Source organism: Proteus sp. G2618 (genome assembly GCF_009915995.1).
GTDB classification, from domain to species: domain Bacteria; phylum Pseudomonadota; class Gammaproteobacteria; order Enterobacterales; family Enterobacteriaceae; genus Proteus; species Proteus terrae.
In genome coordinates this window covers 391,702-418,269 of the sequence record NZ_JAABNI010000023.1, presented here as the reverse complement: position 1 = coordinate 418,269, position 26,568 = coordinate 391,702, and the positions used below count along the sequence as shown (strand labels likewise).

Sequence of the window (26,568 nt, the reverse complement as noted above, 5' to 3'; positions counted from 1 at the left end):
AAAAGCATTAATTATCAAATTATTACAGTTAATGATTTGATATTTTATTACTACGAATAAAATCTAACTCAAACATCGAAAGGCATCATACTCACGATAATAGTTAATTTCTTCAATGACCCACTGCAAGTTTTTTTGTTGAGCTTGTTGGGTTTGATAAAATAACACTAAATCACAAACGACCATCCAGCCCCGTAAGTTTTTATCTTCAACAACTTTTGGCATTTCTAGACCTTCATCATCAAGGTAAATTTCATCATCAGGTAATTCTTGAAGATAATCCCAAGGAATGTAATAAAAAATCGCCTTATTAGGATCACGATCCCAATTTGCAATTTCCGTATAAATCCACTCATTAGATTCAAGTGTTGAAAGCGATGCTAATAACTCACTAAGCGTTTCAAATTTTTGTATCATTCTATTTCTCACTAAGGATCTAGTTATTTTTACAATAAACCCGCCAATTAGGCGGGTCTATTATTTCTTAATTCTAAACGTCTATGATCTTATTTAGCTAAAAAGTGTTTATCTTCAATCACTATTAAAGGCTCAATATCACTCTCTTTCTTAATCACCAGAGTTGGGTCTGAACGTAAGCAACAACCACCATAATGTCCGCCAACAGTAAAGGTGCAAACTTGGATATAACGATTTGCCACTTTTGGTAAGCACCATAGTTCTTGGTAAATATTTTCTTGATGATCAAATTGACCATTGGTTTCATCTAAGACATTCTCTTTATGATCCACTAAACCAATGTTACTACCACAACGTCCCGCAATAGGTTTAATTGCATAACCACTTTGTGCAAGACGAGGTGTCACCGTGAAATCAGTATCTAATAAATAAGGGTTATCGGGGAACAATTGCCATAAAACCGGTAAGATGGCTTTATTACTAGGAATTAATGTCCAAAGAGGCTCAAAAACTGTAATTTCAGGACGTAAAAGCACATCAACTAAACGTACTTCATCTTCAGCATGTCCTGTACGAATAGGGATCAGTGCTTGTTGCTCACTCTCTTCTCTTAATTGGTCTAACGCCGTTTCCCAAGCCCATGTTTTCCAGACACATTCAACGACACGTTTGTCTGCATCAATTAATTGACCACGACTATTCCAATGAAGCTCATCTAACCCTCGTAGAATTTTACTGCTATAACCAGCTTGAGTCAGCGATTGTTGCATAAAGAGAGCATGATAATCTTCTTCGCTATCATCATCTTGAAGAATATGCACAAAAGGTTTCGCATCGCAGTGTTTCCAAGCATCGGCTAATGCATCAAGTAAACGTTCACCAGGGTTAAAACCGTCTTTAATTCCACCTTTCTGTGCCCATTTCTCGATAATTAAACCCGCTTCTGTATGGCAAGAGGCAGAGTCAGCATTATATTCATAAACTTTGACACCGCGTTCATCCATGCAAAAATCTAATCGTCCCGTGATCATTTGATGGCGCCTATTTTGCCATGACAAACGGATACGAGGCCACAACACTTCAGGGATATCGAATAAACGTAATAACTTATCGTCTTTTAACACTTTTTCTGTTGCATGCAGATACATCAAGTGCATTTCATTACTTGCGCGAATAAGTTCCTGCTCTGCACTTTCTGAGATGGTGAAATATTCATAGCTATCTTGATTAATAATATGGCCGTGTTGTGCAAGGACATAGGCTTTTTCTAGAGGCGAACTTTCATCTAACCACTTGCCATCTAATTGACCTTTATTATCAAGCTTTTCGGCATGGATATTTAATAACTCTGGCGCAATTTTAGGTTGAGGAAGGCTATAAGCATTAGGCTCTGTTTGGATCATCCAACCTAATAGCGTGGTATTATCAAAAGTATCTTGAATAAAGTAGCCGTTATCCGTCACTTTAAGAGGTAACTCTCTTGTCCACTGTTGCCCTGCTGGTAACCGAGTGTGGATAACATTTTGTTCTGCAATACGAATTTTATCTTCAAGCACTTCAGTAATAACAGCGACATGTCCAGTTACTTTAAACTCACCACCCTCTTGCCAAATCAGCAAAGCACCCACTGCTGGGGGTTGTTTGCTACCATTCGCGAAGGCTTGTAATGGCAATATATCGTCATCTATGGTTTTACGTAGAAAACGCAGTGAGAAGATCTCATAAGCCATTCCCACATCAGTAAATACAGCCCCATAATGCAAATAGAGAAAACGGCGAGCGAATTCAACACACTGCCACTTGTGCCCCATATATTCATTACCAATATAACTACGGAATGAATCATTAGCGGCATAGTCTTCTTTATCAATACTGCTGTAATCTGAAGAGTAAATCGCGACACCACCAGGCGCATAGCCTAACAATGTTCCAAATGGTTCATGACGAATGATATCTTTTACATTCATAATCTCGACCTTGACGATAAATAAATAATTACCCTACAACACTTATAATCTTACCTAAGTATTATAGTTAACAATCTTAACGCCGTAGCCTATTAGATGTGAATGTAATTTTATAAATTTCAATAAAGTGAGGATCGTTGTTTGAATTTAACATGGGTTTAAGAAAGGAAATCTCGACGATATAAAAAAAAACTCAAAAATAACCCATTATAAAAAGGCATAAAAGGTATTTTCGAGTATAAACACAGTCAAAGAGGGCTTTATCTTTTTTGTTATAGCTTCATTATTTACTCTTTATTAATCATAAATGCTAGCACAAATAACAGATAAAATGGCGTTTGGGCAATATATAGCACTGTTTATCAAAAAATTCTCGACTATCCTGCTAGAAAAAAGAAGGATATCAAAATAGTTTAATGAAAATTAATATCATCTTATAACATGACGGGTATAAATAATTCATCCAATTAACCGATAACACATTAGTATGGATTTTACTCATTCAAGCCGGAGTGCTTGTTTATTTTGAAGATCCATCACGGAAACTTGATATTCAATTTATTGGATATTATTGGTGGTTGATAGGAAGAATGAGGTCACTAATGTCAAAGATTTATCCCATTTCTCAAATTATTGGGCATAAAATTCGTAAACAACGCCAGCAACTTCGCTTGTCAGCAAAGGTTGTCGCTGAACGAGTCGGTATTAGCCAGCAACAATTTTCACGTTATGAGAATGGGCTATGTAAGATTGATGTTGATATGCTCTTTCATATTGCACAAGAGCTAAAAGTCACTCCTGCATTTTTCCTACCGCCAAATGAAGAACAAGTTTCTGCTGTAGCATTGACACAATCCAAACAGTTTTGGAGTGCTCAAAGTCAAATTTAATATTCTTGGTATGGAAATCTTCTGTTTTATCTTTTCATTAAGATAAATAAGATTTCCATATACCATTCTTAATTAGATGATTTTATTGGACATTATCATCTGAAATTATTAATTCTCTTCATATATTTCTTTTTGGACAACAAATTTTTTTCTTTTATAAAATAAAATGTTAGCGCTATTTTCACTGATTTTCCTGTCAACTTAAGCGATATTTTTCGTATAGATTATCTCCTATTTCTAATACAAATCATGTTAACCTTATTAAGAATAATAACAATTATCATTCAACAATAAGGGTTAAACATGAAATATCGCTATGCGCTCTCTCTCACTGCTCTCTCATTTCTTTCTGCATCTGCATTAGCTGTTGAGTATCCAGTTGGTCACCCTATTCTTAAAAATGGTATGGAAATTCAAGGGGTTTATCTCCAACCTATCACCATGGATACTGAAGAAGGTCATCATGCGATGAATCACTTAGCTGCTGATAAAGCAGATATCCATTTAGAAGCAGATATTCATGCCACAGAAGATAATCCGAATGGATTTGCTGAAGGCGATTGGATCCCCTACCTAACCATTGAATACACCGTAACAAAATCTGATGCACCAGCGAAAAAACAGCAAGGCACATTTATGGCAATGGTTGCCAATGATGGCCCTCACTATGGTGAAAACCTAAAGCTGGATGGAAACGGTCAATATAACGTGACCTATAAGATTTACCCACCTTCATACAACAAAGATATCGCTTTTGGCCGGCATATCGATAAAGAAACTGGCGTTGCACCTTGGTTTGAACCCTTTGAAGTATCGTGGGATTTCACCTATAGCGGTACAGGCCGTAAAGGTAGTTATTAATTAGCTTGATAACGGATAAATCCAATCATTTGGATTTGTCCTTTTTCTCTTTTTTAAGTGAAACGCTGATGATCAAAACTCTCTCTAAATACACATTATTGCTACTACTCATGGTGACATCCTCTGTTTTTGCAGCAGAGAAATACACTGTTGAATTAGAAATGAAAGATGGTGAACTGATTCCACAAGTACTTGAAGTGCCAGCAAAAACACCCATTAGAATAAAAATTCGTAATACAGGTACTAGCCCTGTTGAATTTGAAAGTACACAGCTACGAAAAGAAAAAGTATTAGCGCCGGGCGCAAATTCTGTCGTTGTAATCGCACCACTAAAACCGGGCCGTTACACCTTCTTTGATGATTTTCACCTTTCTCATCCTCAAGGTGAAATAGTTGCAACTGAAAAGGCAGAGTAAATATGGGACAAGTTCTGTTTGTTGTTTGGCGAGAAAGTTTTGAAGCGCTATTAGTAGTAGGTATTATTTATGCGTGGATAAAACGTTCACCAACACCACAACAAGGTATGAAATACTTGTGGGGTGGTGTGATATTTGGGCTATTTCTTGCCGTTATTCTAGCGCTGAGTATTTATGGTGTATTTAGCTCGCTAGAAGACATGTGGCAATCTCTATTTATGATCACAATGGAAATTCTCGCCTGTGTGCTTATTGTACAGATGGTCTATTGGATGAATGGACAAGGAAAATCATTAAAAGCAAATATAGAAAATGAACTCACCCAAAAAACACAGCAACAAAGTGCGTGGGGTATTTTATTGATTGTAGCCATTGCGATTGCTAGAGAAGGCAGTGAAGTGGTGGTATTCCTTTCTAGCCATATAATGGCCCTCAATACACAAACAGTACTGCCTTTCTTTATTGAAGTCTTTATTGGCCTAGTTGTCGCAGTATTCACACTGTGGCTATTTCTGCTGACTTCAAAAGTGATTTCATGGCGCTATTTCTTTACCGTAACTGGTTTTTTATTACTATTCCTTGCCGTTTCTCTGTTATTAAAAGCCGTAGAAGAAATTGCAAATCTACTGATTGAAATGGATTTTGAATTACCCGATTTCTTTATTTATCCACTTTGGGATATTAGCCATATTCTTGATGATTCCAGTATTTTTGGTAATTTTTTAGTTTCGTTTTTTGCGTATCGCTCTCAACCTATTGGCTTAAGCGTGGTGACATTTATTGCCTATTGGGCGGTTGTCGCACTGTTATTTAAGCGAGGTTCTCGCCATGCTAAATAATGCAAAATCGAAAAGTAAAAAGCTCACCGCTTTTCTATTTATCTTATTATTTTCTTTTCCTGTTTATGCCGAAAAAATTATTCAGGGCATTATTCAAGATAGTGAAAACATCGTTATTGCCAAAGGGGATATCCCGACTCCTAAAAAGTTCGAAACTGATATTTTAAATTATCGAGAAAAAGCGGTTGGGCAATTAACGTTAGTTGAAAAGTCGCTCAATAAATTAATCAAGAATAGTGAAAAAAATCAGCTTATTAATGCACAAAATGCTTATCAACAAGCGCATTATTATTATGAGGTTATTCGCCCTATTATCGCTCTTTTTGGGTCAAGCGAACGTTTATTAAATAATCGGGCTGATTTCTTTCTTGAAAGAGAAAATTCACCTCGTTTTTCAGGATTTCATTTAGTTGAATATCAACTGTTTAAATTAAGAGATCCTCAAAAAGCGACAGAGTCGGCAAAAGCCCTTTTAAGAGACATTAGTGACTTAAAAAAACGTGTCGCAATTGAAGATATTCCTATTCCTAAATTGGTTCAATCTGCGGGTGATAACCTAGAGTTTATTTTGACTGACAAACTCGCTGGTATTGAAAATCAATATTCAAACAGCGATCTGGGAGATAGCTATGCCAATTTATCTGGATCGCGCCTAATCGTAGAGATCTTATCTCATCATATTCCAACAGCTGAATATCAATCTCTTATCAAACAATATGACGATATTGGTGCTCTACTTTTAAAATATCAGCGCGATGAAGGTCTATTCCAGCCTTTAACGGCGCTTCCTGAAACAGAAAAAAGTTGGCTTTTTTCTCAAGTGACACAATTAGCAGAGCAAGTCGCAAACTTACGTAGCACGCTCAATATTGATGTTTACTATCACTATAAAGAAGCAAGTGATGAAAAATAAAACTCTCTTTAAATCGCTATCAAAAAATCCTGTTAACCTCAATAAACGTACAACGTTAAAGTGGCTAGGAGGAAGCTTATTACTCGCCAGTATGGGAGCTAAAGCAATAGAAAAACAAGAAACTTCATCTACCTCGCGTTATCAACGCGCTATTGCTTATTTAGGTCAACATCAAGCGGGCGTTATTACACCAGAACAAAAAAATGCCTCATTTATTGCACTTAATCTGACAGTAACAAGCGCCGATGATGTGAAAAAAATATTCACAATACTGACACAACGAATTGCGTTTTTAACTCAACCAAGAGAACTACAACAAAGGGCTAATCCACACCTTCCTCCTGCTGAGTCTGGTATTTTAGGCACACAACTACACCCTGATGAATTAACCGTCACCGTCGCTTTAGGCGATAGTTTTTTTGATAGTCGTTTTGGTTTTCAAGCTAAAAAACCTAAACGCTTAGAGCCAATGAAACCCTTTCCTAATGACCGACTCGATCCTAAATGGTGCGGTGGCGATCTATTACTGCAACTTTGTGCGAATAGCCAAGAAAGCGTGATTTATGCGTTAAGGGATATTTTAAAACACCTGTCCGGGAAGGTTTATGCTGTATGGAAAATCGATGGTTTTCTTCCTGCTCGTGATATCGATAATCGACAAACGCCGATTAATCTTTTTGGCTTTAAAGATGGCTCTGGTAACGCACCTTCTTCAGATAATAGTTTGATGGACTCTCTTGTATGGATCACTGAAAAACAAAAAGAGCCACAGTGGTGTCTAGGTGGGAGTTATCAAGCGGTTCGCCTTATTCGTTTTGCTTTGGAATTTTGGGATAGAACGCCTCTTGAAGATCAAGAAAATAACTTTGGTCGCCATCGCTCAACTGGTGCGCCAATAGGTATGAAGCAAGAGATGGACGATCCTCAATTTGAAAAAGATCCTCATGGTGACAGAGTGCTATTTGATTCTCATATGCGACGAGCTGAACCAAGAAATCCCGAACGCTATAGTGCCAAACTACGCCGACGTAGTTATAGCTACTCATTAGGATTAACGCCTTCAGGTCAACTAGATATGGGGCTGATTTTTATCTCGTTTCAAAATAACCTTAAAAAGGGCTTTATTGATACGCAAAAACGTTTAGATGGTGAACCTTTAGAGCGTTATATCAAACCTTTCGGTGGCGGGTATTACTTCGTGTTACCTGGTATATCTCAAGAGGGTGATATTCTGGCAAAAGGGCTATTTGATTAATCAATGCACGATTTTAGGCACTTAGCTTTTTCTGCAAAAGTGCCTAAATAACGCCTTTAGCAAATTAGCGGGAGAAATGTGCCATTTTTGCTTTTAATGCATTGCCCAGTTCTATTTGCTTTTCAGGTTCAATAAATCCCATCGTCAATACTGCCGCCACCATTTCCCCTTTTTTATTAAGTACAGGGCATGAAATAGATTGTGCGCCTGGAATGCCTTCTGCCGGCTCATGACGAATAGCAAAACCTTGTTGGCGAATAGTATTTTGTTGCTTTTGTGATAAATCGGCTTCAATTTTTAAATCACTAAAAGTGGCAAAAACAGCACCCGCTGCACTAATTTTATGAGGAACAGGAGTATCTGGTAAAAAATCGATATCAACATGTTTAAAGCTACGATTGTAACGAGTTAAAAACAGTTGATTACCTTGAGAAACCACCAGTCCTGTAGACATATTATTTTCGTCTCTAAACTCACATAATAACTGATTAATCTCATCCACAAAGGATTGTGGCTTTGGCGTTGCCTGTGCTAAAAAAAGAATTTTACTGCCCAAACAATACTGGCTTCCTTCACTCTCTTGATACAACATTTCAGAGCGACAAAGTGAAACTAAATACTTATGTAAGCGACTTTTTGAAAGCGAACAGGCTTTTGCAATATCTGACGATCGGGCAATACCTCCATTCGAAGCAATAAATTCAAGAATGGTAATAGCGATATCAACCGAGTTAACTCCTTGAGAATTCTGCATTTATTTTTTTCACACCTATTCGTTATTTACTTTGCTTTATGACGATATCCCATTATTCTTTTTTTGTCATTTTTACTAGTTTATTTCACTGAAACCTTATTTTAAATAGGGCTTTTTAATCATTTTCTATCGATTATTTTCTTTGTCTATTTTTAGATGATCTAACTCAAGGTTAACTATATATGAATTGGGTTTATATATAGTTAACTTTTCTTGTGCGTGAGAATGTCTATGTCTAAAAATCAAAAATGGGAATTAAATAGAAGAACGTTGTTAAAAGGAATGAGTGCCATTGGTGTGGCAGCTCTTTCTCCTAACGCGTTCAGTCTAGTTAATGAAAATAAACCCATATTTAACCAGAAACCACGGATCAAATTATCCGAGTATAAAACCTTTCGTTCAACCTGTGCGATGGAATGTTTACACTGTAACCTAACAGCTTTTACACATAAGGGGAAATTGATCAAAGTTGAAGCCTCTGAAGGCTTTAATGTGAAATGCTGTTTGCGTGGAATGAGCCGAACTAAGTGGGTATATCATAAAGATCGTCTCACCACACCTTTATTACGTGTTGGCGAAAAAGGGAAAGCAGAATTTAAACCGATCAGTTGGGATGAAGCGCTTGATCTTATTGAAAAAAATATCAGAGAAACCATTGATAAGTTTGGCAATGAGGGGCTATTTATCTCTACTCATGCGGGCAATATGGACTCGATTAAAAATGATATGGGTAAAGCATTTTTCGATTACTTGGGAGGTTCAACAAAACAAGCAGGCTCTTTATGCTGCTCCGCTGTAACAGCAGCAATGATCCCCATGGTAGGCCTGCGCTATGCCGATACTCGTGATACTGTAAAAGATAGTCGTTATATTCTTTGCTGGGGCAATAACCCTGCTGTCACCATGCAAGCATATTTTAAAAACTACAATCAAGCTCGTCGAAACGGCGCCAGAATGGTAGTTATTGATCCTCGCTTTAATGAAACTGCGGCTAAAGCCGATGAATGGATCCCAATTGTACCCGGTACAGATACTGCTCTTGCATTAGGTATGATCAAAATTATCATTGAAGAAAATCTCACTGATAAACCTTTTTTACGTGCACATACGGGTGCTGTTTATCTTGTTAACGCCCAGCAAAAACTATTACGCCAATCTGATAATGACCAAGATAGCTATCTGGTTTTTGATACTCTGAGCCAGCAACTTGTTCACCATGAAACACCCAATATTGTTCCTGCGTTAACTCATGATGAACTGCCAGCTAATGCTGATTACGTGACTGTCTTTGAGCAAATTTATCAACAAGCCCAGCCTTGGACTATCGAAAAAACGAGCCAAGAAACCGATATTCCCAAAGAAACGATTATTCGTTTAGCACGCGATTATGCCACCACCAAACCGGCAATGATTGTACAAAATATGTCTGGTGCTCAACGAACAGAGTTCGGTGCTTATGTTGCTGCAAGCCAGTTTTATCTCGCTTTATTAACCGGCAATATCGGTAAAAAAGGCGCTGGAATTTGTGATGCAGGTGGTGCTCGTCAAATGGCGAAATTTAGCCCAATTATTCCACCAGCACCGAATGCAAAACCCATCAAACCTATCCCTGTTGCAAAAGTCGGTGATTGGATTGTCAATGAAAGACCACACCCAATTAACTTTTGGTGGATCATGACTATGGGTGTAATGACGCAACTTCCTAACACTAATATGGTGCGTAATGCACTGAAAAAAGTTCCTTTTGTTGTTGTCGCTGATAACTTGATGTCATCCACCGCTCTTTATGCTGATCTCGTACTTCCAGTTACCACTATTTTTGAAGATACCAGCTTAATGGCCGGAGTTCGTAGCCAATATGTACAATTAATGGAAAAAGCCGTTGAGCCACCGGGAGAAGCAAAACCTGATTACTGGATATTTGCTCGTCTTGCTGAACGTTTTGGCTTCGGTGAAGTCTTTAATCAGCCGATTGAACATTATATTGATGCATGTCTCAAAGGTTCTGGCATTACGCGTGAAATGCTTGAAAAAGGCCCAGTACGCCCAGTTGAAGGTGATTGGATCCCATTTAAAGATGGTATTTTCCGTACTTCAACGAAAAAAGCGCACTTCTTTATTGAAGAGTGGCAGGGCAAAAATTTTTCCCCTATTGTCACCTATTACCCAGTAAAAGAATCGACAAAAGGCTCACCTGAACTTGCCAAAAAGTATCCTCTGATGGCAGTACAACGCAAACTCGCCCGTAGTGTTCACTCTAGTCACGGTATGAATGAGTGGATCTTAGAAGTACAGCGTAATCAGCCTAATATTCTTATCCATCCTAATGACGCCTTAGCTCGCGGTATTAAAGATGGTGAATGGGCTATCGCGTTTAATGATCGAGGTGAACACCGCGCTATTGCCGTTGTGACCACTCATATTAAGCAAGGTGTTATCTCATTGGATAATGGATGGTGGGAGCAACAAGGCGGAAGTAGTAGCCATGTCACCAGTGATCACGTAGAGCCTTTAGGTAATGGCCATTGCTGTAATAGCACCTTAGTTAACGTAAGACGGGAGGCATGATCATGGCGAAGAAACAGTATGGTTTTCTGATAAATACCAAAGATTGCTACGGTTGCCGTACCTGCTCTATGGCATGTAAATCTGAAAACGTAACACCTCCCGGTGTGCTATGGCGTCGTGTTCGTGAATTCAACGAAGACCAACCTAATGCACAAGCATTTATAACAATGTCTTGTAACCATTGTGATGATCCACAATGCCTGAAAGTTTGCCCTGCTGATACTTATACCAAACGTGAAGACGGTATTGTCGTGCAAGATCATGACAAATGTATCGGTTGTCAAATGTGCATCATGGCATGCCCTTATAACGCTCCAGTTTATGATCCGGTTGAAGGCAAAACCAGTAAGTGCAATATGTGTGCAGATAGACTGGATGAAGGTTTGAAACCACGTTGCGTTGAATCTTGCCCTACGGGTGCCATTGAATTTGGTGAAATTGAAGATTTACGTAAAAAACATACGACAAATTGGGCTTTATTAGAAAAACGCTATGGTGTTCCTGATCACACCATCAGCAACCCTAATATTGTCATTATTGGTATGGAGGATTAATCATGCATGATTACCAACTGCCGTTAGTCCTGTTTACGGTAATGAGTCAATGGGGCATTGGTGCGGTATTAGCGCTTTCACTGTATCAATGGCAAAACCAGACGCAAAACGTTGCAATGCTAAGTAACAAAGCATTACGAACAACCATTGCGCTGATTTGGCTGATTGAGGTTGTGGGCTCATCAATGTCAATGGGACATTTAGGTGATCCACTTGGTGCTTATCGTTCTGTTTTAGGTATTGCTCACTCTTGGTTAAGTCGTGAAGCAATTGCTTTCGTTATGCTTAATGGATTGATTTCATTATGGGCATTAGCAAGTTGGGTACAGCCTAATGCTATTCGCCGTAATAGTTTGATTGGATTGTTTTGTGGTGTAATTGGTTTACCTATTATCTTGGTTACAGCGCAAATCTATTACCAAATGCAAACACACCCGTTATGGCATACACCTGCAACACAAATTAGCTTTATTGGTACAGCGTTGCTACTTGGTTTTGGCTCGATGATCCCTTGGTTACGTTTACAAGGTAAAGTCATTAGCAATTCATTAAAAATAGGGGCGTTTATCGGCGCATTATTTGTACTTGTGGGATTAGTTATGAGAGCGCAAGTACCCGGTGCTGATGTAGCAAGTCTATTATTATGGTGGCAAGTCATTGCTAGTTTGATTGTGGGTATTTGCATTATTACGTTATCTCACAGTGCTTCATTTACCAAAACATCGCTCTCTGTTATCGCTATTTTGATGCTTTTTAGCGGTGAAATCACAGGAAGAATGCTGTTTTATGGCAATGTAATGGCGCAAGCACCTTGGTTCTAAATTTGTTATTTCTCTAGGTTAAATGGCTTCGTTTGTTTATTTAACCTAGTTTTCATCCCAGATGTTTCACTTGATAATTTTATTTACCTTAACATTACCTTTAATTTTGCCCCGAATTTATTCGGGGTATTTTTTTATCTCGCCCAATATTATTGCTTTGGCTTTATCGGCACCCTTTTTATCTTTGATGAAATAATCATCTAGCTATCTTTATCAATAATAGGCAAAATTAATCTTAATGATTTAATACAATTTCCTGTTTACTATTAGAAAAGAGAACGCTTCTCATGACTGGATTAATTATTACCATCGCGTTATTGGGTCTTATTTTTTATTATTACAACCGTATTATCTCTATGCGTGAAGCGGTTATCTCAAGTGAAACTGAAATTTCAGTACAATTAGATCGTCGTGGAAAAGTGTTTGACAGCTTATTGGCCACCGTAAAAAAATACCTCAGCCATGAGTCTGAAGTCTTTACTAAAATCACTGAATTAAGAACACAATCCCAAAGCGCAAATACCAAAGAAGCCAAAGCGGCTGAAGATGAATTATCAAAAATCGTCTCAAGTGGTGCCATTAATGTTGCGGTTGAAAATTACCCTGAATTAAAATCCGACACCATCATGGCAAATTTACAAGAAGAGATTGTTTCAACAGAAAATAAACTCTCTTTTGCTAAACGTGGCTACAACCGCACTTTAGAACAATATCGTGCTTTCATCGCTTCTATCCCTGCGGTATTTATCGTGAAGATTTTCCCAAGCCTTGTTATTGATAAAGAGTACTGGCGTCTTGATGAAGGAACCATTAAAACGGAAGAAGCGCGTCGCATTAATTTCGATTAATTTTATAGTAATAAGAGATAGTTATTACTTCTAAATTGATAAAAACAGTACTTAACGGTGCTGTTTGGAGTCACTAATGGATTTCAGAAATGTTCTACGAAAAAATGCTATTCGAACTCGTTTTGTTATAGCAACATATTTACTCTTAATGCTTATGATCGGTTTGCTGGTGGATACGGCTATTGGCGCAAATCCCTATTTAGATCTGACCGATAATATGTGGGCATTTCTGACGTTTCAATCTCTACCCATTGCCACATTAATTATTCTCGCTGTTTCGATTTTATTGCTTATCTTTATTCATTTTAAAGGGCATAAAATCATGCTTACAGGAATGAATGCTCGATTAATTAGCCCTGATGACACCTTAAATGCACAAGAGCGCCAATTACTCAATATTGTTGAAGAGCTTAGTTTAAGTGCAACTCTGGGCTACATTCCTAAACTCTATCTTCTTGATACACCTGAAGCCAATGCTTTTGCTGCCGGTTGGTCTGAGAAAAATGCCTTTATTGGTGTAACAACGGGTTTATTAAGTCGTCTTAATCGCCAAGAAGTACAGGCTGTATTAGCTCATGAAACAGGACATATTATTCATGGTGATTCACGACTGACATTATATGTTGGCATATTAGCCAACGTTATTTTGACGGTAACAAATATCTTTGGCAGTCGTTTATATATTGCCTCAGGTAATCGAGGTGGTAAAAGTAATGACGCAGCAAGTAAAGCTCGACTAATTTTAATTATTCTAAACTTTGTTTTGCCGATCATTACACAGGTACTCTATTTCTATTTATCCCGAACTCGCGAATATATGGCAGACGCTGTGGCGGTTGATTTAACCCAAGATAATCAAGCGATGATTAATGCATTAAAGAAAATTTCAGCACAGCATGACACTGAAAACTTTGAAGATGGTTCGACGGGACGAGCTTATCGTAAAGCTGCTTTTATTTTTAATAAAGGGGACTCATTTTTTTCAACACACCCTTCCATTGAAAATAGGATCGCAGTGCTAGAAGGTCGAAAGACGTTTTAATTCGTATCATACAAAGCAGTCAAAAGAAAAAAGCGTTTTCCCCTGTTTATCAATATGGTTCAAACGCTTTTTTAATTCTTATTTCTTAGCAACAATCCGATTAACGCTGTTTTTCACCGTGATGGAAAATAGCGGTACGTAAACGCTCTTGTTGCTCATAACGCAGTGGAAATTCAATCGTTTTATCTTTACCTAACTCCACTAAAAGTTCATTCATGGTTTGAATACTGGTTGTGGTAATCGCATCATCAACCTGTTTCACCATTTCATCATAATGAGACATCGTGATCTCCTTTTCTCATAAAAATCTTAACTGCTATCATATTACAAGAAAGAGAAATTCTATATTTTTAGTCGCACAAAGCAGGATTAAATTGAGTTAAGCGGCTTATTTTTTGTCTCTTGTCCCAATAACATCACCGCTAATATTCCAATCACAATTGAAAAACTGAAAATCAGAAATATTGAGCTTATTTCAAATTGATATTGAACCAAATATCCCACCATTAAAGGTCCTAATATTCCGCCAATACGTCCTATTGCTGTTGCTGTTCCAGCTCCTGTTGTCCGAATTCCATCGGGGTATTGTTCTGGCGTATAAGCGTATAAAGCTCCCCAAGCGCCCAAGTTAAAGAACGATAACAACATACCGAAAATAAGCAGTGTCGTAGTAGAATCAGCCACACTGAAATAATAAGCACTGATGGCTGTTCCGGCTAAATAAGTCACTAAAACAAACTTTCTCCCATAGCGTTCAATTAACCAAGCCGCGGTAAAATAACCAGGTAACTGCGCTAATGTCATAATAAGCACATATTGAAAGCTCTTAATTAAGCTAAAGCCTTTTAACATGGCAACACTGGGTAACCACAAGAAAATACCGTAATAAGAGAAAACGACACAAAACCATAAGATCCACAACATTAGTGTTGAACGACGATATTGTGGTGACCAAATTAATGCCATTGATTGTCGAATCGATAGACGTGTTTTTTTCTGTGAAATATGCGATGAAGTAGGCTCAGGTAATTTTGAACGTAAATAGAGAGCATATACCGCAGGTAATGCACTTAATAGCATCGCCATACGCCAGCCATAATCAGGAATAATAAAGTAAGCAATCAACGCTGCAATTAACCAACCGACAGCCCAAAAACTCTCTAATAAAACAACAATTCTGCCTCGTTCATGGGTTTCAACACTTTCACTAACAAGCGTTGAGGCAACGGGTAATTCGCCACCTAATCCCATTCCAATAAAGAAACGTAAAACAAGTACCACCATCAAAGAGCTTGCTAATGCCGTTAACCCACAACCTAAGCTAAACAGTAACAAAGTAAAGATAAATACGGGTTTACGCCCTTTTCTATCAGCCATAATGCCAAACACAAAAGCGCCAACAGCCATTCCGATTGAATTTACACTTCCAATCCAACCCAATTGTGATGCCGTTAATCCCCAATCTTCTTTTAATGCCGTGAGTAAGAATGCGAGTAATCCCACATCCATTGCATCAAAAGTCCATCCCATACCTGCAATACATAAAAGCTTATTACGAGAAATTGCCTCAGGTGCTTTACCTGTTTGGCTTGCCGTTGTCATTACATTTCCTTTTTATCCTCTGCCAAAGTGTTTAGTATACTAAACAAGAAAAATCACTTTGTTAATAGCAAAGTCATCATTTAAAGAAAAATTAACATTCATGCTAAAAAAATGGCTAAAAAAAATCGGTATCTCTAAATAAGATACCGATTTCAACTTTTATAACTTTCTATTTTGCTTTTTTGATTAGCTTCTTAAACCTCGGCCTTTTTCAATTAAATACCATGCAATAACGTAAAACACGGCAATGAAAAGACACAAAACACTAATCGTTACGGTTAAAGAGACATCCGTAATGCCCAGAAAACCGTAGCGAAAACCACTAATCATATAAACAATTGGGTTAAGCTTGGATACACCTTGCCAAAACTCAGGTAGTAACGAAAGTGAGTAGAATACACCACCTAAATAGGTTAATGGTGTTAAAACAAAGGTTGGAATAATACTAATATCATCAAAGGTCTTCGCAAAAATCGCATTTAATAATCCAGCGAGAGAAAACACAATTGAGGTCATCAGTAATGTCACTACGACCATTGTCCAAGAATGTATTTCTAAAGGCACAAAAAATAGTGAAATTAAGGTCACTAATATACCAACACAAATACCACGAGCCACACCACCACCAACAAAACCGGCAATAACAACATGCGTTGGTACTGGTGAAACTAATAATTCTTCAATGCTACGTTGAAATTTCGCACCAAAGAAAGAAGAAGAAACGTTCGCATAAGAGTTTGTTATTACTGCCATCATAATCAGGCCAGGAACAATAAACTGCATATAATCTACACCGCCCATATCGCCAATTCGTTTACCAATCAGGTTGCCGAAAATAACGAAATAGAGAGACATGGTTATCACGGGTGGAATTAATGTCTGTACCCAAATACGGCCAAAACGGGTGACTTCTTTAATCCAAATGGTTTTGAGGGCTACCCAATACAGCTGAATCATTCCCCCTCTCCTTCTACTGTATGCTTTTCATTAACTAAGTGAACAAATAATTCTTCAAGACGGTTGGCTTTATTTCTCATACTTAACACTTGAATACCTTGTGCATTAAGCTGAGCAAAAACACTATTTAGTCCTTGCTCTCTTTTAATATCAACTTCTAATGTTGATGTATCAACCAAGCGATATTGATAATTTTGTAATTCAGGTAATGGGCTTTTTGGCGCAAGATCTAAAATAAAGGTTTCAGACTCTAATTTACTTAATAGCCCTTTCATACTGGTATTCTCAACCAGCTCGCCCCGTTGAATAATACCAATATTCCGACACAGCATTTCAGCTTCTTCCAAGTAGTGTGTGGTTAGGATAATGGTAGTGCCTTCAGCATTTAATTGTTTTAAAAACGTCCACATTGAGCGACGCAATTCAATATCAACGCCAGCGGTAGGCTCATCAAGAATAAGTAATTTAGGTTGGTGCATTAATGCACGCGCAATCATTAAACGGCGCTTCATTCCCCCAGATAAAAAACGTGCTCTATCTTCACGCTTTTCCCATAAATCTAACTGGGTTAAATAAATTTCGGCACGTTCTAATGCCAATTTACGAGGTACCCCATAATAACCGGCTTGATTGAGTACAATTTGTAATACGGTTTCAAAAGGGTTGAAATTGAATTCTTGTGGCACTAATCCTAATTGACGTTTTGCATTGACCATATCGGTATCGGTGTCATAACCAAATACTTTGACTTTACCGCTACTCTTATTAACTAAAGAGCTAATAATACCAATCGTGGTCGATTTGCCTGCGCCATTAGGGCCCAATAAAGCATAAAAATCGCCAGCCTCAACGGTGAGATCAATTCCTTTTAGCGCTTTTACGCCATTGTGATAAGTTTTCGTTAACTCCGTTAACTCCAATGCATACGTCATATGTGGGAATTACCTTTTATCAACTGCATTATTCAGCATTAACTGAGCTGAAATCAGAAAATAAGCTTAGTTTAAAGAATAAAATGGAATAAGTTATTCTAGAGAATATTCGGTGCCAAATAAACCGTTTTAGAGCTTATGACACAAACGAATAAATAAATATTTTTTAACTATTACAATAATAAAGAATAAGAGATGGAGAGAAAGAAAATTAACTATCAAGGCCCTGGTTCTTTTATTTCTTACGAATATTCTGATGTTTTAATAAATTTATCTCTCGGTGCAATCATTTAGCCTAATTGATACCAATAAAATAATTGCCTTTGTTTCTCAAGTTTACTGATGGATATTATCTCGTCATTTACTATATCAATCAATGATACTCATTCTTTTTTATCAAATTTATTTTCAGTGTAATAATAAAGTGAGTAACCATAAATATAAGATTTATTTATAAATTTTTTATGGGGTTCTATTTTTGAATAACACAATGGCTGGCTTAACAAACGGTTATCTTTTTACACATTTGATTTACATCAAAGAATGTATTGATAAATTAATTAAACAAATGCTATAAAAAGATCTATCTTATTTGAAAGCGAAAAATTACAAGAAATTATCTGTCACTTGGCTTTAAAAAGCCCTCTGATTAATTCAAAAGTAATGGTATAAAAATACCCTTTCTTAATGGATCTCTCGCATCCAACAATAACACTAGAGCTATTTCGTGTTGGCGTACTGTCAGCGCAAATGGTGGGAAACCGAATTTACAGGCAGTCACGTCATGATGAGAAAAATTGAAGAGCTGTTAGCCAATAACAAGCAATGGTCAGAATCTGTTACTGAAGAAAATCCTCAGTTTTTTAAAGATCTCTGTAAAGGTCAAAAACCTCACTTTTTATGGATTGGTTGCTCTGACAGCCGCGTTCCAGCAGAAAAATTAATCAACGCAGCACCAGGTGACTTATTTGTTCACCGTAATGTGGCAAACTTAGTCATTCACACTGACTTAAACTGCCTTTCTGTGATCCAGTATGCGGTTGATGTATTACAAGTTGAACACATTATTGTCTGTGGTCACTATGGTTGTGGTGGTATTGAAGCCGCTATTGAAGGTACTGAATTAGGACTTATCAATAACTGGTTACTGCACATCCGCGATATCTGGTACAAACACAGTTCCATGTTAGGCGAACTTGCCCCACAAGATAGATTAAACCTACTTTGTGAACTGAACGTTATTGAACAAGTGTACAACCTTGGTCACTCGACAATTATGCAAGCAGCATGGAAACGCGGACAAAAAGTGATGATCCACGGTTGGGTTTATGGCTTAAATAACGGTGAACTACACGATCTTGATGTCACCTCTGATAGCCGTGAGAAACTTGAACTTTCTTATCGTCAAGCAATGGCAAAATTGAGTCATCCACGCTAATAAGATACGTTCGATTAAATAACAAAAACCCGCCTAAAGCGGGTTTTTAACTGCTAATTTAAGTAAATAAATTACTCATCTAATAATGTTACATGCCCAATATAAGGCAGGTGGCGATAACGCTGTGCGTAATCAATGCCGTAACCAATAACAAATTTATCTTCGATAGAATAACCAATCCACTCAACAGGGACATCTACTTCACGACGAGAGGGTTTATCCAATAAAGTACAGATAGAAATAGAAGCGGGCTCACGTAAGCTTAAAATCTCTTTAACACGATTTAAGGTGTTACCTGAGTCGATAATATCTTCAACAATCAGAACATCTTTACCACGAATATCTTCATCGAGATCTTTAATGATTTTAACGTCTCGTGTTGACGTCATCCCATTACCGTAACTTGATACTGTCATAAAATCGACCTCATGATCCACGTCAATTTCACGGCATAAATCTGCCATAAAAATAAAAGAACCTTTTAACAAGCCGATTAAGACAAGAGCATGTTGATCTTGACGTGGGCGGTAATGTTCTGTGATTTCACGACCTAGCTCAGCAATACGCTGTTTGATCTCTTCTTCAGAGATCATGACATCAACAATATGTTTCATGATTAATTTCGATTGGGTTAACGGAGAAAGCAAACGATTGTACCAGAACTTCCTTCATCATGCGATGATCTGATTTAATGAAAATAAAGGCACAAAATATCAATTTCATGCCCTTTATTAATTTATCTTACTGATATTGATGGTTTTTACAGTGATTGATTATTTACTAACAGTAAAACCCGCCATCATTCCGGTATCTTCATGTTCTAATAAATGACAGTGTGCCATAAATGGATGTGCTTTTGTGGCCAAATGGTCAAACTTCACTAAAATTTCGCTAAATTGCCCTTCAACTTTCACGATATCTTTCCAACCTTGGCGATGCTTCTCTGGTGCTCTACCATTTTCAGATAAAATACGAAATTGTGTACCATGAACATGGAATGGATGTAGCATCATGTCACCACGACCAGAAACAACCCAACGCTCATAAACGCCTTGTTTCACATCAAATGCAGGTTCAGTCATTGAGAATGGAATACCATTGATACTATTGGCATTATAGATATCTAAATCACCATTGCCATGACCGCAATTCATTCCACCGCCCATCATGCCACTGCCGTTACCTTGACGCATATGACTCATTCCATGATGAATACCCGCTAGTGCTTTATCGCCGTAACGCTCTGTTAATAGCATCATACCTTGCATATCTAAACGCATATCCATACGTAAATGTAATGTGCGTGTTGAAAGATTGCTTAATGTTGGTAATGCAGGAATAAGCGCTAATTGCTCAGGTAAAAGACCTTGTCCTTTTTCTGCGGATGGTAGCAAGCGTAATACAGACAATACATTATCAAATGGCGCTAAAACCATTCCCATTTGGCGTACAGGTAAAGTAACAATATCAAAATCACGACCATCAGAGGTATCGACTAAAACTTCAAAGCGCTCTCCCATTAAAATCGGTAATTCAGTCACTTTTACAGGCTCTGCGAGTAATCCACCATCACTTGCAATGACATACATTGGTCTGCCATCACTTGTCGCAAGATTTAAACTACGTGCATTACAGCCATTTAAGAAACGTAATCTAACCCAACCTTTTGGCACAATATGCTGTGGTTGAATAGCGCCATTGGTTAACATCATATCGCCAAACCAACCAATTGCAGCGCTCATTACGTCGAGTTGATAATCGATTTGTCCATCACTATCTAAACGCTTGTCTTGTAAAATAACGGGTAAATCATCAACCCCCCAACGATTAGGCAATTTACGGCTTGCGGTTTCATCATCTTCAATAATCACTAACCCACCTAATCCCATAGCAACCTGTTGTCCGGTAACACCATGAGTATGAGGATGGAACCAACACGTTGATTCAGCTTGATTTGGTGTAAAAGTGACAGTACGAGATTTTCCAGGTTCAATCATTGCTTGTGGACCGCCATCTTCTTCACCGCTGATTTCAAGCCCATGCCAGTGAACCGTTGTTGTTTCTGGTAATTGGTTATTGATATTAATTGTAACGGGTTGACCACGTTTAAGTTTCAATGCTGGGCCTAATAAACTACCGTTATAGCCCCATGTAGTGGTATTCGCGGTAGGTATAAATTTAGAAATACCTTGTTGAATATTCAGAACAATCTTTTGTTGGGCATCGGGGGTAATTTGAGGTGGAATAGCCAATGAAGGCGTGTTACTTTGGGCAAACGCAAAGCGACTCCAACTTGGTAATAATGTTACAGCACTTAATGTGGCGCCTAATTTTAAAAATTCGCGACGTTGCATAATATATTCCTTTGAATAAAAACAAATTATTTTGTATTTATCGAAATAAGATGAATAAAGAAGTCTTGTAAACTATTACCAATGCTAAAGTTTCCCCTTACTGGAAGGTCAATTTAAAACCCAACAAAACCTCGGGTCTTTGCAAAACTTTTAACTACATTAAGCCAAATAACAAAACTAGCTAAATCATCACATAAAGGAACAGCACACCTAATGAAAAAAATGTTCGCCTTGTTCTGCACACTAACGCTTTCTTTTACTCTGCTCTTTTCTTCGAGTACAAAAGCGTTAACTTATACACAAGCAGAAGACTTGGCAGATTTAACCGCCATCTACCTTTTTTTAAATAAAGATTGTGGTTATGAGCAGATATCAAAATCTAAAATTGAAAGAGCCTTAATGGTCTTTTCTCGCTCACAACAATGGGATGTTAGTAATTACTCGACATTGCCAATGAGCCAATTAAATGAAGATAGCTACAATGATCTAAAAGGTATTGAAGTATCACACAATAAAAAATGCCAATTGCTAGCTAATAAATCTCTCAGTTTATTAAACTATTAATGCCTCTATTAAGTCACAATTAGATTGATAGAATAAGATAACCTCTTGAAATAGCATGCTTGTTTTCAACATAGGCAACTAAATAGAGGTTATCAAAAAAACAACATTATCCCTTTTGTATTTTATTCTTCTTTTTTGTTCTGATTATTTTTCTTCTGTTTATATTCATTCCAATATAGAGCTACTGATGGAATACTTTGAATAATCAACATTCTAAAAATATGATTCGACATAACAAAAGCGGCATCTACATTCATCGTTATCGCAGCGAATGTCATCGCTTCCATACTTCCCGGCGCCCATGCTAGTACTAATGTAGCCCAAGGAACACCGGTTAAATAAGCAGCGCCCCACGCAACAATCACCGTTAAAATCACATTAATAATAACTACTTGAACAGAAGAAAAAGCATTTTTAATTAGTGATGAAAGTGGAAAAACAACAAAGTGAGCACCAATATTCATACCAATTAAAACCATGCTCAACTCATTAAGTAACATAGGAAAAGCAATAGGTTCGCTGACAAACGATTGAACTAGTATCGCACTGCCTAATGAAGTCAACATAAAAGGAGCTGGAAATCGGATTTTCTGCAATAAAAGCCCTGAACCTAGTCCCAAAGCAACAATCAATAATAACCACAACAATGAAGTCAACGTCATTTCGGGTATAGCAAGCTCTGGCATATTGGCTTTATCTGCTCCAACAATAAAACCCGCCATAATAATCAGCACCATTAAACGGATGGTGTGAGAAATAACGATTTTTTGAGGAGGTGTTTTCGTATGATCAGTTAATGCTAGAATAGCAGCCATCGCGCCGGGCACAGCACCAAGCATTGACTCTTCTTTCGTCCAACCAATATGACGATAGAACCAAAAATAACTCACAAAAAACTGAATAGCTAAACAAACAACAAGAGTGAGTAATAAAATCATTAAATTATCAGCACTACCTAAATGAACTTGGTTAAACATTAAACCAACCGAGGTTCCTAAAGTAAGCTGAATAAAGGTTAATGTATGCTTAGGAACCGCAAGCTCCCATTTAAAGCGATAAGCGATAATAACGACAATAATTGGCCCAAACATCAGTGCCATGGGTAAACCTGAAAGGGTAAGAACACCGCCTATTAATGCACAAAATAGAATACCAGGCAGAGTTTTTAAAAACGACATGTTGTGTTATCCAGTTTTTTAATTATTGTTTTATCCTAGCATTTATATAAATATTTAATAACCAAATAGTGATAATGTAATTATTATTTTTATTAATATTAAGAGCCAATTATGTCGTTAAAAATTACCACAAACCCAACACCGAATGAGATCAATGAAATTTATGAAGGATTGCTAACCCACAATCTTCATTATATTCAGATGGAGCAATACACTCCACTTGCCGTTTTTAAAGAAGAGAACGGTAAAAAAATAGGTGGGATCACGGGGGATATTTTAGGAAATTGGCTACGGATCCGCTATTTATGGGTAGATAAAGCCTATCGTGGACAAAACATAGGTACAGAATTACTGCAAACAATGGAAAACACAGCAAAAGAGAAAGGCGCCAAATATGCTGAGGTCGATACCTTTAGCTTTCAAGCCCTGCCTTTTTACCAAAAGCAGGGATTTGAGATATTTGGCACGTTAGAAAATTATCCAATAAGTGATAAGAAGTACTACTTGAGAAAAAAACTTTAACGCAAGTTTTATCCTTTAATACTTATTTTTTGTATACCTCATTTATTTTATTGATAATATTTATTATATCACCTTTAACTTTTTCCTTTATGATTCTCTCTTCTTCTTTTTTTCCTTTTTTTCCTTTTTTTCCTTTTATTTCTTTCATTTTTTCTTTTATTGTTTCATCGCTAATAGTATATTCAAAACTCTTAGCCACTTTCTTATTATCATAATCCACTCTTAAATAGGTCACTCTATCTTCATTCACATTAAAGCTTAAATTTTCAATGTTTTTATTTTCATTTTTATAATCTTTAATCAAAATGATATTTTCATCTTTTATTTCAATATTATTAACCGTATTGATACTAATTGAATGCATTGTTCTTAATTCACCATGAAAATCATCATCATTTATATTTTTTTTATTATTTAAATCATATAGTTTTGGTGCTATTTTTTGTTTTGATTTTGGTTTTTGTTTTGATTTATCTAATATAATTTCCTCTTTAATAAAATTTACAACATTTTTACTACTACTACTACTACTACTGCTACTATCCTTTACTTTTTCTCTATATTCTTCAGCTTCTCTGGTTTTATTTAAATCATTCATATAATTTTTATTTTCTCTACTACGACGTTCTTTTGACTCTATCAATTTTCCTTTCAGTACACTTATTTCTTCCTGTAACGCTTTTGATTTTTTAGCACTTTCCTGATATTTATCATAAAGATCATCTTCATGCGGAACTTTAACATCATGACCAACAAACATTTGTTTTTTATTAGTATACTTATTTTTTAACTCTTGCACCTTATTTAAAGTAGAGTTCGTTATCATGTTATTTTCAGTATTACGTGATAAATTTTTAAACTTATCAATAACATCAGAAACACCAACTCCCATTTTATTTATACGACTATCTAAAGATGACAATAATTCATCAACATCTACCTCATCAGTATTATTTTGATATAACAATGATGTATTATCAACATCTATATCTTTAACCAATGGTGTGATTTCATTATTAACCGATAAAGGCTTAACTACAATATTATGTTCTCTTGTTTTTTGTTTAAAAATATCATTCAGCCTATTAATTTCATTATCTAAGTAATCATTTTTTGAATTTAATATTATTTTATCAAAGTCTTTAATCAAACCATTAAAGATAGTTTTCTTATCTTCAATATTAGAAACTTGTATATCACTCAAAATATCATTTAAACTACTTTTTAATTTTTCAAAATCATAATTTAAAGTATCTTTCATACTATTTGAGTCACTTTTATTTTTACTATCTAATATTTCATCGATTTCCTTAACAATTTGTTTTATTTCATTTTTGTATAAATCAATATCATAATAGAAATTACCACTTGATTTTATATCGTTTAAAATATCATCCTCTTCCAGAGATATTTTATTTAACTCTTCAGAAATACTACCAAGCTTATCTTTTATATTATTCATGTTATTTAAATAAGATTTAAATTTGGAATACAACTCATCATATATACTTTTAATTTCCTCTTTATTTAAATACTGATTAATTTCATGTAATTCATTTTTTAACAATAAGAGTATATTATCAAATTCATCAGTCACATTCTGAGATAACAAAAGTTTAATATCATCCATGATTTTTTTATATTCTGTATCATCAAAGTCAATATTAATATTTTCTTTTTCAATATTTTCTTCTGGAAATAACTCTTTTTCCCCAAGAATCTCTGTTAGCTCATCATCACAATAATTAAACCAATGATTTATATTAATTATCACATTACATTCATCAACCTCTGGATTTTCCTCTATATTAATGTCTGTGTTAGTGTCTATATCTTCCTTAACCTCTTTATTAATCTCTTCGCCAACTTCTTCGTTAACCTCTTCCTTAACCTCGTTAGTAATCTCTTCACCAACTTCTTCGTTAACCTCTCCTTTAACCTCTGCCAATTGATTTTCAATTACATCAATCTTCCCTTTATCTATCTCTATACATTCTCCTTGCTTATATCTATAAACATGCGTATTCATCCAAGCCATCGATAATTCTTCAAAAGTCATATATTCTTGATATTCACTTCCTAAGCATTCCTTCATTATTATTGATAAATCATTCTTTATTTTATCACGAATCTTTCTATCAAATTTACTTAATATATCTATTTCATTTACAGCAATAATCAGTAAATTAATAAAACTTATAAGCTCATCTCTTTTTTTAACACTTGAAAAATTACTTATAAAACTATTTTTTTTATTTAAATGTATTTTTTCATAGTTATATCTCTTAATAATAAGATTATAGATATTTTTAAAATCATCATCATTTAACCTTTTAAGTCTAGTATGAATTATATCATTAAAGATAATACTTAGATCCTGATCATTAGGGTTGATACAATCATGATGATTAGATAATGAAAAATAATTTTTAGCCATCTTAACTTCTGTTAAATAATTGCAAAAACTATGAAAATCAAATTTAGAATTAACATTATTAATAAGTTGTTGTATCATACTTGATTTTTTTACATTATCATTATAATTCTTACTATTCTTATGATTTTCATAACTAACCTCTATATTTTCAAAGTATCCAAAAGAACCCAATCCTTTATTATTATTAATGCTTCTAATAAGAAAAATCATATTAATCTTATGAAAAATATAGGAAGTGGCATGAAGTATTTTCTTTAAAAATGAAGGTGATACTGGTGTGTTCTCTATTACTTTTATTTTTTTTGAAATAACATACTCTTCTTTTTTAGGGTATCGATGAGTAACTTTACAAAAAGAAAACTTAGGATTAATATTTATATTATTTTCACTCATAATAAATACCTAGTTAATATATTGAATAAACCATTAAAAATTATTA

25 protein-coding genes are annotated in these 26,568 nt (G+C 35.9%); 14 read left to right on the top strand and 11 right to left on the bottom strand.

From position 1 onward, the window contains the following. Positions 1-63 precede the first annotated feature (63 nt). Together GWJ01_RS13940 and gss are read right to left on the bottom strand one after the other, a co-directional pair. The gene (locus tag GWJ01_RS13940; protein ID WP_109393298.1) at positions 64-417 is read right to left on the bottom strand and encodes a hypothetical protein; all 354 of its coding nucleotides are present in this window, start codon (positions 415-417) and stop codon (positions 64-66) included. An 89-nt stretch (positions 418-506) separates the two neighbouring features. Next, complete coding sequence (gss, locus tag GWJ01_RS13935; RefSeq protein WP_161711214.1) at positions 507-2,384, bottom strand: bifunctional glutathionylspermidine amidase/synthase; 1,878 nt, start codon at positions 2,382-2,384, stop codon at positions 507-509. Positions 2,385-2,986: 602 nt separating this feature from the next. On the opposite strand from gss, the gene GWJ01_RS13930 reads away from it, so the two are divergent. The 6 genes from GWJ01_RS13930 to efeB all read left to right on the top strand — a co-directional run bounded on the left by GWJ01_RS13930 (position 2,987) and on the right by efeB (position 7,558). Further along, positions 2,987-3,274, top strand: a complete 288-nt coding sequence (locus GWJ01_RS13930) for a helix-turn-helix domain-containing protein (protein WP_072063612.1) — start codon at positions 2,987-2,989, stop codon at positions 3,272-3,274. Between the two features lie 303 nt (positions 3,275-3,577). Continuing rightward, positions 3,578-4,135: an iron transporter gene (locus GWJ01_RS13925; RefSeq protein WP_161711213.1), complete on the top strand. Its 558-nt coding sequence runs from the start codon at positions 3,578-3,580 to the stop codon at positions 4,133-4,135. Between the two features lie 68 nt (positions 4,136-4,203). Beyond that, on the top strand, positions 4,204-4,551 hold the full coding sequence (locus GWJ01_RS13920; protein ID WP_088493623.1) for a cupredoxin domain-containing protein: 348 nt from the start codon (positions 4,204-4,206) through the stop codon (positions 4,549-4,551). A 2-nt stretch (positions 4,552-4,553) separates the two neighbouring features. Then, a complete protein-coding gene (locus GWJ01_RS13915) occupies positions 4,554-5,390 on the top strand; it encodes an FTR1 family iron permease (protein ID WP_109401274.1) in 837 nt (278 codons plus the stop codon). Next, complete coding sequence (locus GWJ01_RS13910; protein ID WP_109401275.1) at positions 5,380-6,303, top strand: EfeM/EfeO family lipoprotein; 924 nt, start codon at positions 5,380-5,382, stop codon at positions 6,301-6,303. The genes GWJ01_RS13915 and GWJ01_RS13910 overlap by 11 nt, the downstream gene beginning before the upstream one ends. Continuing rightward, positions 6,293-7,558, top strand: coding sequence for an iron uptake transporter deferrochelatase/peroxidase subunit (efeB, locus tag GWJ01_RS13905; RefSeq protein ID WP_109401276.1), 1,266 nt, complete (start codon positions 6,293-6,295; stop codon positions 7,556-7,558). The genes GWJ01_RS13910 and efeB overlap by 11 nt, the downstream gene beginning before the upstream one ends. A 64-nt stretch (positions 7,559-7,622) precedes the next feature. On the opposite strand, the gene GWJ01_RS13900 is transcribed toward efeB, so the two are convergent. Continuing rightward, positions 7,623-8,312, bottom strand: coding sequence for a helix-turn-helix domain-containing protein (locus GWJ01_RS13900; protein WP_161711212.1), 690 nt, complete (start codon positions 8,310-8,312; stop codon positions 7,623-7,625). 231 nt (positions 8,313-8,543) lie between these two features. On the opposite strand from GWJ01_RS13900, the gene GWJ01_RS13895 reads away from it, so the two are divergent. From GWJ01_RS13895 to htpX, 5 genes are all read left to right on the top strand, one after another. Further along, positions 8,544-10,880: a molybdopterin-containing oxidoreductase family protein gene (locus GWJ01_RS13895; protein ID WP_161711211.1), complete on the top strand. Its 2,337-nt coding sequence runs from the start codon at positions 8,544-8,546 to the stop codon at positions 10,878-10,880. Between the two features lie 2 nt (positions 10,881-10,882). Further along, positions 10,883-11,434 (top strand): 4Fe-4S dicluster domain-containing protein, encoded by a 552-nt coding sequence (locus tag GWJ01_RS13890; protein ID WP_072070981.1) that lies wholly within the window; start codon positions 10,883-10,885, stop codon positions 11,432-11,434. Between the two features lie 2 nt (positions 11,435-11,436). Beyond that, positions 11,437-12,255, top strand: coding sequence for a dimethyl sulfoxide reductase anchor subunit family protein (locus tag GWJ01_RS13885; RefSeq protein WP_161711210.1), 819 nt, complete (start codon positions 11,437-11,439; stop codon positions 12,253-12,255). A 287-nt stretch (positions 12,256-12,542) separates the two neighbouring features. Further along, positions 12,543-13,103 carry a LemA family protein gene (locus GWJ01_RS13880; protein WP_109393288.1) on the top strand — a complete coding sequence of 187 codons (561 nt, stop codon included), beginning with the start codon at positions 12,543-12,545 and terminating at the stop codon, positions 13,101-13,103. A gap of 76 nt (positions 13,104-13,179) precedes the next feature. Further along, positions 13,180-14,145: a zinc metalloprotease HtpX gene (gene htpX / locus GWJ01_RS13875; RefSeq protein WP_109401280.1), complete on the top strand. Its 966-nt coding sequence runs from the start codon at positions 13,180-13,182 to the stop codon at positions 14,143-14,145. A gap of 100 nt (positions 14,146-14,245) precedes the next feature. Here the strand turns inward: htpX and GWJ01_RS13870 are convergent, their stop codons facing one another. From GWJ01_RS13870 to GWJ01_RS13855, 4 genes are all read right to left on the bottom strand, one after another. After that, positions 14,246-14,428: a DUF2526 family protein gene (locus GWJ01_RS13870; RefSeq protein WP_161711209.1), complete on the bottom strand. Its 183-nt coding sequence runs from the start codon at positions 14,426-14,428 to the stop codon at positions 14,246-14,248. Positions 14,429-14,514: 86 nt separating this feature from the next. Beyond that, complete coding sequence (locus GWJ01_RS13865) at positions 14,515-15,747, bottom strand: MFS transporter (protein WP_109393286.1); 1,233 nt, start codon at positions 15,745-15,747, stop codon at positions 14,515-14,517. Between the two features lie 186 nt (positions 15,748-15,933). Beyond that, entirely contained in the window at positions 15,934-16,704 is a 771-nt protein-coding gene (locus GWJ01_RS13860) for an ABC transporter permease (protein ID WP_075674124.1), read from the bottom strand. Further along, positions 16,701-17,636: an ABC transporter ATP-binding protein gene (locus tag GWJ01_RS13855; RefSeq protein WP_161711208.1), complete on the bottom strand. Its 936-nt coding sequence runs from the start codon at positions 17,634-17,636 to the stop codon at positions 16,701-16,703. Before GWJ01_RS13855 ends, GWJ01_RS13860 begins: the two co-directional genes overlap by 4 nt. Before the next feature lie 784 nt (positions 17,637-18,420). Between GWJ01_RS13855 and can the strand changes: the two genes are divergently transcribed. Then, positions 18,421-19,074, top strand: coding sequence for a carbonate dehydratase (gene can / locus GWJ01_RS13850; RefSeq protein ID WP_036932822.1), 654 nt, complete (start codon positions 18,421-18,423; stop codon positions 19,072-19,074). Positions 19,075-19,145: 71 nt separating this feature from the next. On the opposite strand, the gene hpt is transcribed toward can, so the two are convergent. Together hpt and cueO are read right to left on the bottom strand one after the other, a co-directional pair. Then, positions 19,146-19,688, bottom strand: a complete 543-nt coding sequence (hpt, locus tag GWJ01_RS13845; RefSeq protein ID WP_098941060.1) for a hypoxanthine phosphoribosyltransferase — start codon at positions 19,686-19,688, stop codon at positions 19,146-19,148. A 159-nt stretch (positions 19,689-19,847) separates the two neighbouring features. After that, on the bottom strand, positions 19,848-21,428 hold the full coding sequence (cueO, locus tag GWJ01_RS13840; RefSeq protein WP_161711207.1) for a multicopper oxidase CueO: 1,581 nt from the start codon (positions 21,426-21,428) through the stop codon (positions 19,848-19,850). A 213-nt stretch (positions 21,429-21,641) separates the two neighbouring features. Here cueO and GWJ01_RS13835 point away from each other — a divergent pair, with 213 nt between their 5' ends. After that, complete coding sequence (locus GWJ01_RS13835) at positions 21,642-21,992, top strand: YacC family pilotin-like protein (RefSeq protein WP_161711206.1); 351 nt, start codon at positions 21,642-21,644, stop codon at positions 21,990-21,992. A 122-nt stretch (positions 21,993-22,114) separates the two neighbouring features. Here the strand turns inward: GWJ01_RS13835 and GWJ01_RS13830 are convergent, their stop codons facing one another. After that, on the bottom strand, positions 22,115-23,170 hold the full coding sequence (locus tag GWJ01_RS13830; RefSeq protein ID WP_161711205.1) for an AbrB family transcriptional regulator: 1,056 nt from the start codon (positions 23,168-23,170) through the stop codon (positions 22,115-22,117). Positions 23,171-23,281: 111 nt separating this feature from the next. Between GWJ01_RS13830 and GWJ01_RS13825 the strand changes: the two genes are divergently transcribed. Then, positions 23,282-23,692, top strand: coding sequence for a GNAT family N-acetyltransferase (locus GWJ01_RS13825; RefSeq protein WP_161711204.1), 411 nt, complete (start codon positions 23,282-23,284; stop codon positions 23,690-23,692). A gap of 22 nt (positions 23,693-23,714) precedes the next feature. Here GWJ01_RS13825 and GWJ01_RS13820 read toward each other — a convergent pair whose 3' ends face one another. Continuing rightward, a complete protein-coding gene (locus GWJ01_RS13820; RefSeq protein WP_161711203.1) occupies positions 23,715-26,522 on the bottom strand; it encodes a hypothetical protein in 2,808 nt (935 codons plus the stop codon). Positions 26,523-26,568: the final 46 nt, after the last annotated feature.

Bases quoted from the DNA above. Each gene is read 5' to 3' on its own strand.
- can (WP_036932822.1), top strand. From the start codon at position 18,421: ATGATGAGAAAAATTGAAGAGCTGTTAGCCAATAACAAGCAATGGTCA.
- hpt (WP_098941060.1), bottom strand. From the start codon at position 19,688: ATGAAACATATTGTTGATGTCATGATCTCTGAAGAAGAGATCAAACAG.
- GWJ01_RS13865 (WP_109393286.1), bottom strand. From the start codon at position 15,747: ATGACAACGGCAAGCCAAACAGGTAAAGCACCTGAGGCAATTTCTCGT.
- GWJ01_RS13920 (WP_088493623.1), top strand. From the start codon at position 4,204: ATGATCAAAACTCTCTCTAAATACACATTATTGCTACTACTCATGGTG.
- GWJ01_RS13855 (WP_161711208.1), bottom strand. From the start codon at position 17,636: ATGACGTATGCATTGGAGTTAACGGAGTTAACGAAAACTTATCACAAT.
- htpX (WP_109401280.1), top strand. From the start codon at position 13,180: ATGGATTTCAGAAATGTTCTACGAAAAAATGCTATTCGAACTCGTTTT.
- GWJ01_RS13910 (WP_109401275.1), top strand. From the start codon at position 5,380: ATGCTAAATAATGCAAAATCGAAAAGTAAAAAGCTCACCGCTTTTCTA.
- efeB (WP_109401276.1), top strand. From the start codon at position 6,293: ATGAAAAATAAAACTCTCTTTAAATCGCTATCAAAAAATCCTGTTAAC.
- cueO (WP_161711207.1), bottom strand. From the start codon at position 21,428: ATGCAACGTCGCGAATTTTTAAAATTAGGCGCCACATTAAGTGCTGTA.
- GWJ01_RS13830 (WP_161711205.1), bottom strand. From the start codon at position 23,170: ATGTCGTTTTTAAAAACTCTGCCTGGTATTCTATTTTGTGCATTAATA.
- GWJ01_RS13900 (WP_161711212.1), bottom strand. From the start codon at position 8,312: ATGCAGAATTCTCAAGGAGTTAACTCGGTTGATATCGCTATTACCATT.
- GWJ01_RS13890 (WP_072070981.1), top strand. From the start codon at position 10,883: ATGGCGAAGAAACAGTATGGTTTTCTGATAAATACCAAAGATTGCTAC.
- gss (WP_161711214.1), bottom strand. From the start codon at position 2,384: ATGAATGTAAAAGATATCATTCGTCATGAACCATTTGGAACATTGTTA.
- GWJ01_RS13885 (WP_161711210.1), top strand. From the start codon at position 11,437: ATGCATGATTACCAACTGCCGTTAGTCCTGTTTACGGTAATGAGTCAA.
- GWJ01_RS13835 (WP_161711206.1), top strand. From the start codon at position 21,642: ATGAAAAAAATGTTCGCCTTGTTCTGCACACTAACGCTTTCTTTTACT.
- GWJ01_RS13820 (WP_161711203.1), bottom strand. From the start codon at position 26,522: ATGAGTGAAAATAATATAAATATTAATCCTAAGTTTTCTTTTTGTAAA.
- GWJ01_RS13860 (WP_075674124.1), bottom strand. From the start codon at position 16,704: ATGATTCAGCTGTATTGGGTAGCCCTCAAAACCATTTGGATTAAAGAA.
- GWJ01_RS13940 (WP_109393298.1), bottom strand. From the start codon at position 417: ATGATACAAAAATTTGAAACGCTTAGTGAGTTATTAGCATCGCTTTCA.
- GWJ01_RS13895 (WP_161711211.1), top strand. From the start codon at position 8,544: ATGTCTAAAAATCAAAAATGGGAATTAAATAGAAGAACGTTGTTAAAA.
- GWJ01_RS13915 (WP_109401274.1), top strand. From the start codon at position 4,554: ATGGGACAAGTTCTGTTTGTTGTTTGGCGAGAAAGTTTTGAAGCGCTA.
- GWJ01_RS13825 (WP_161711204.1), top strand. From the start codon at position 23,282: ATGTCGTTAAAAATTACCACAAACCCAACACCGAATGAGATCAATGAA.
- GWJ01_RS13925 (WP_161711213.1), top strand. From the start codon at position 3,578: ATGAAATATCGCTATGCGCTCTCTCTCACTGCTCTCTCATTTCTTTCT.
- GWJ01_RS13880 (WP_109393288.1), top strand. From the start codon at position 12,543: ATGACTGGATTAATTATTACCATCGCGTTATTGGGTCTTATTTTTTAT.
- GWJ01_RS13930 (WP_072063612.1), top strand. From the start codon at position 2,987: ATGTCAAAGATTTATCCCATTTCTCAAATTATTGGGCATAAAATTCGT.
- GWJ01_RS13870 (WP_161711209.1), bottom strand. From the start codon at position 14,428: ATGTCTCATTATGATGAAATGGTGAAACAGGTTGATGATGCGATTACC.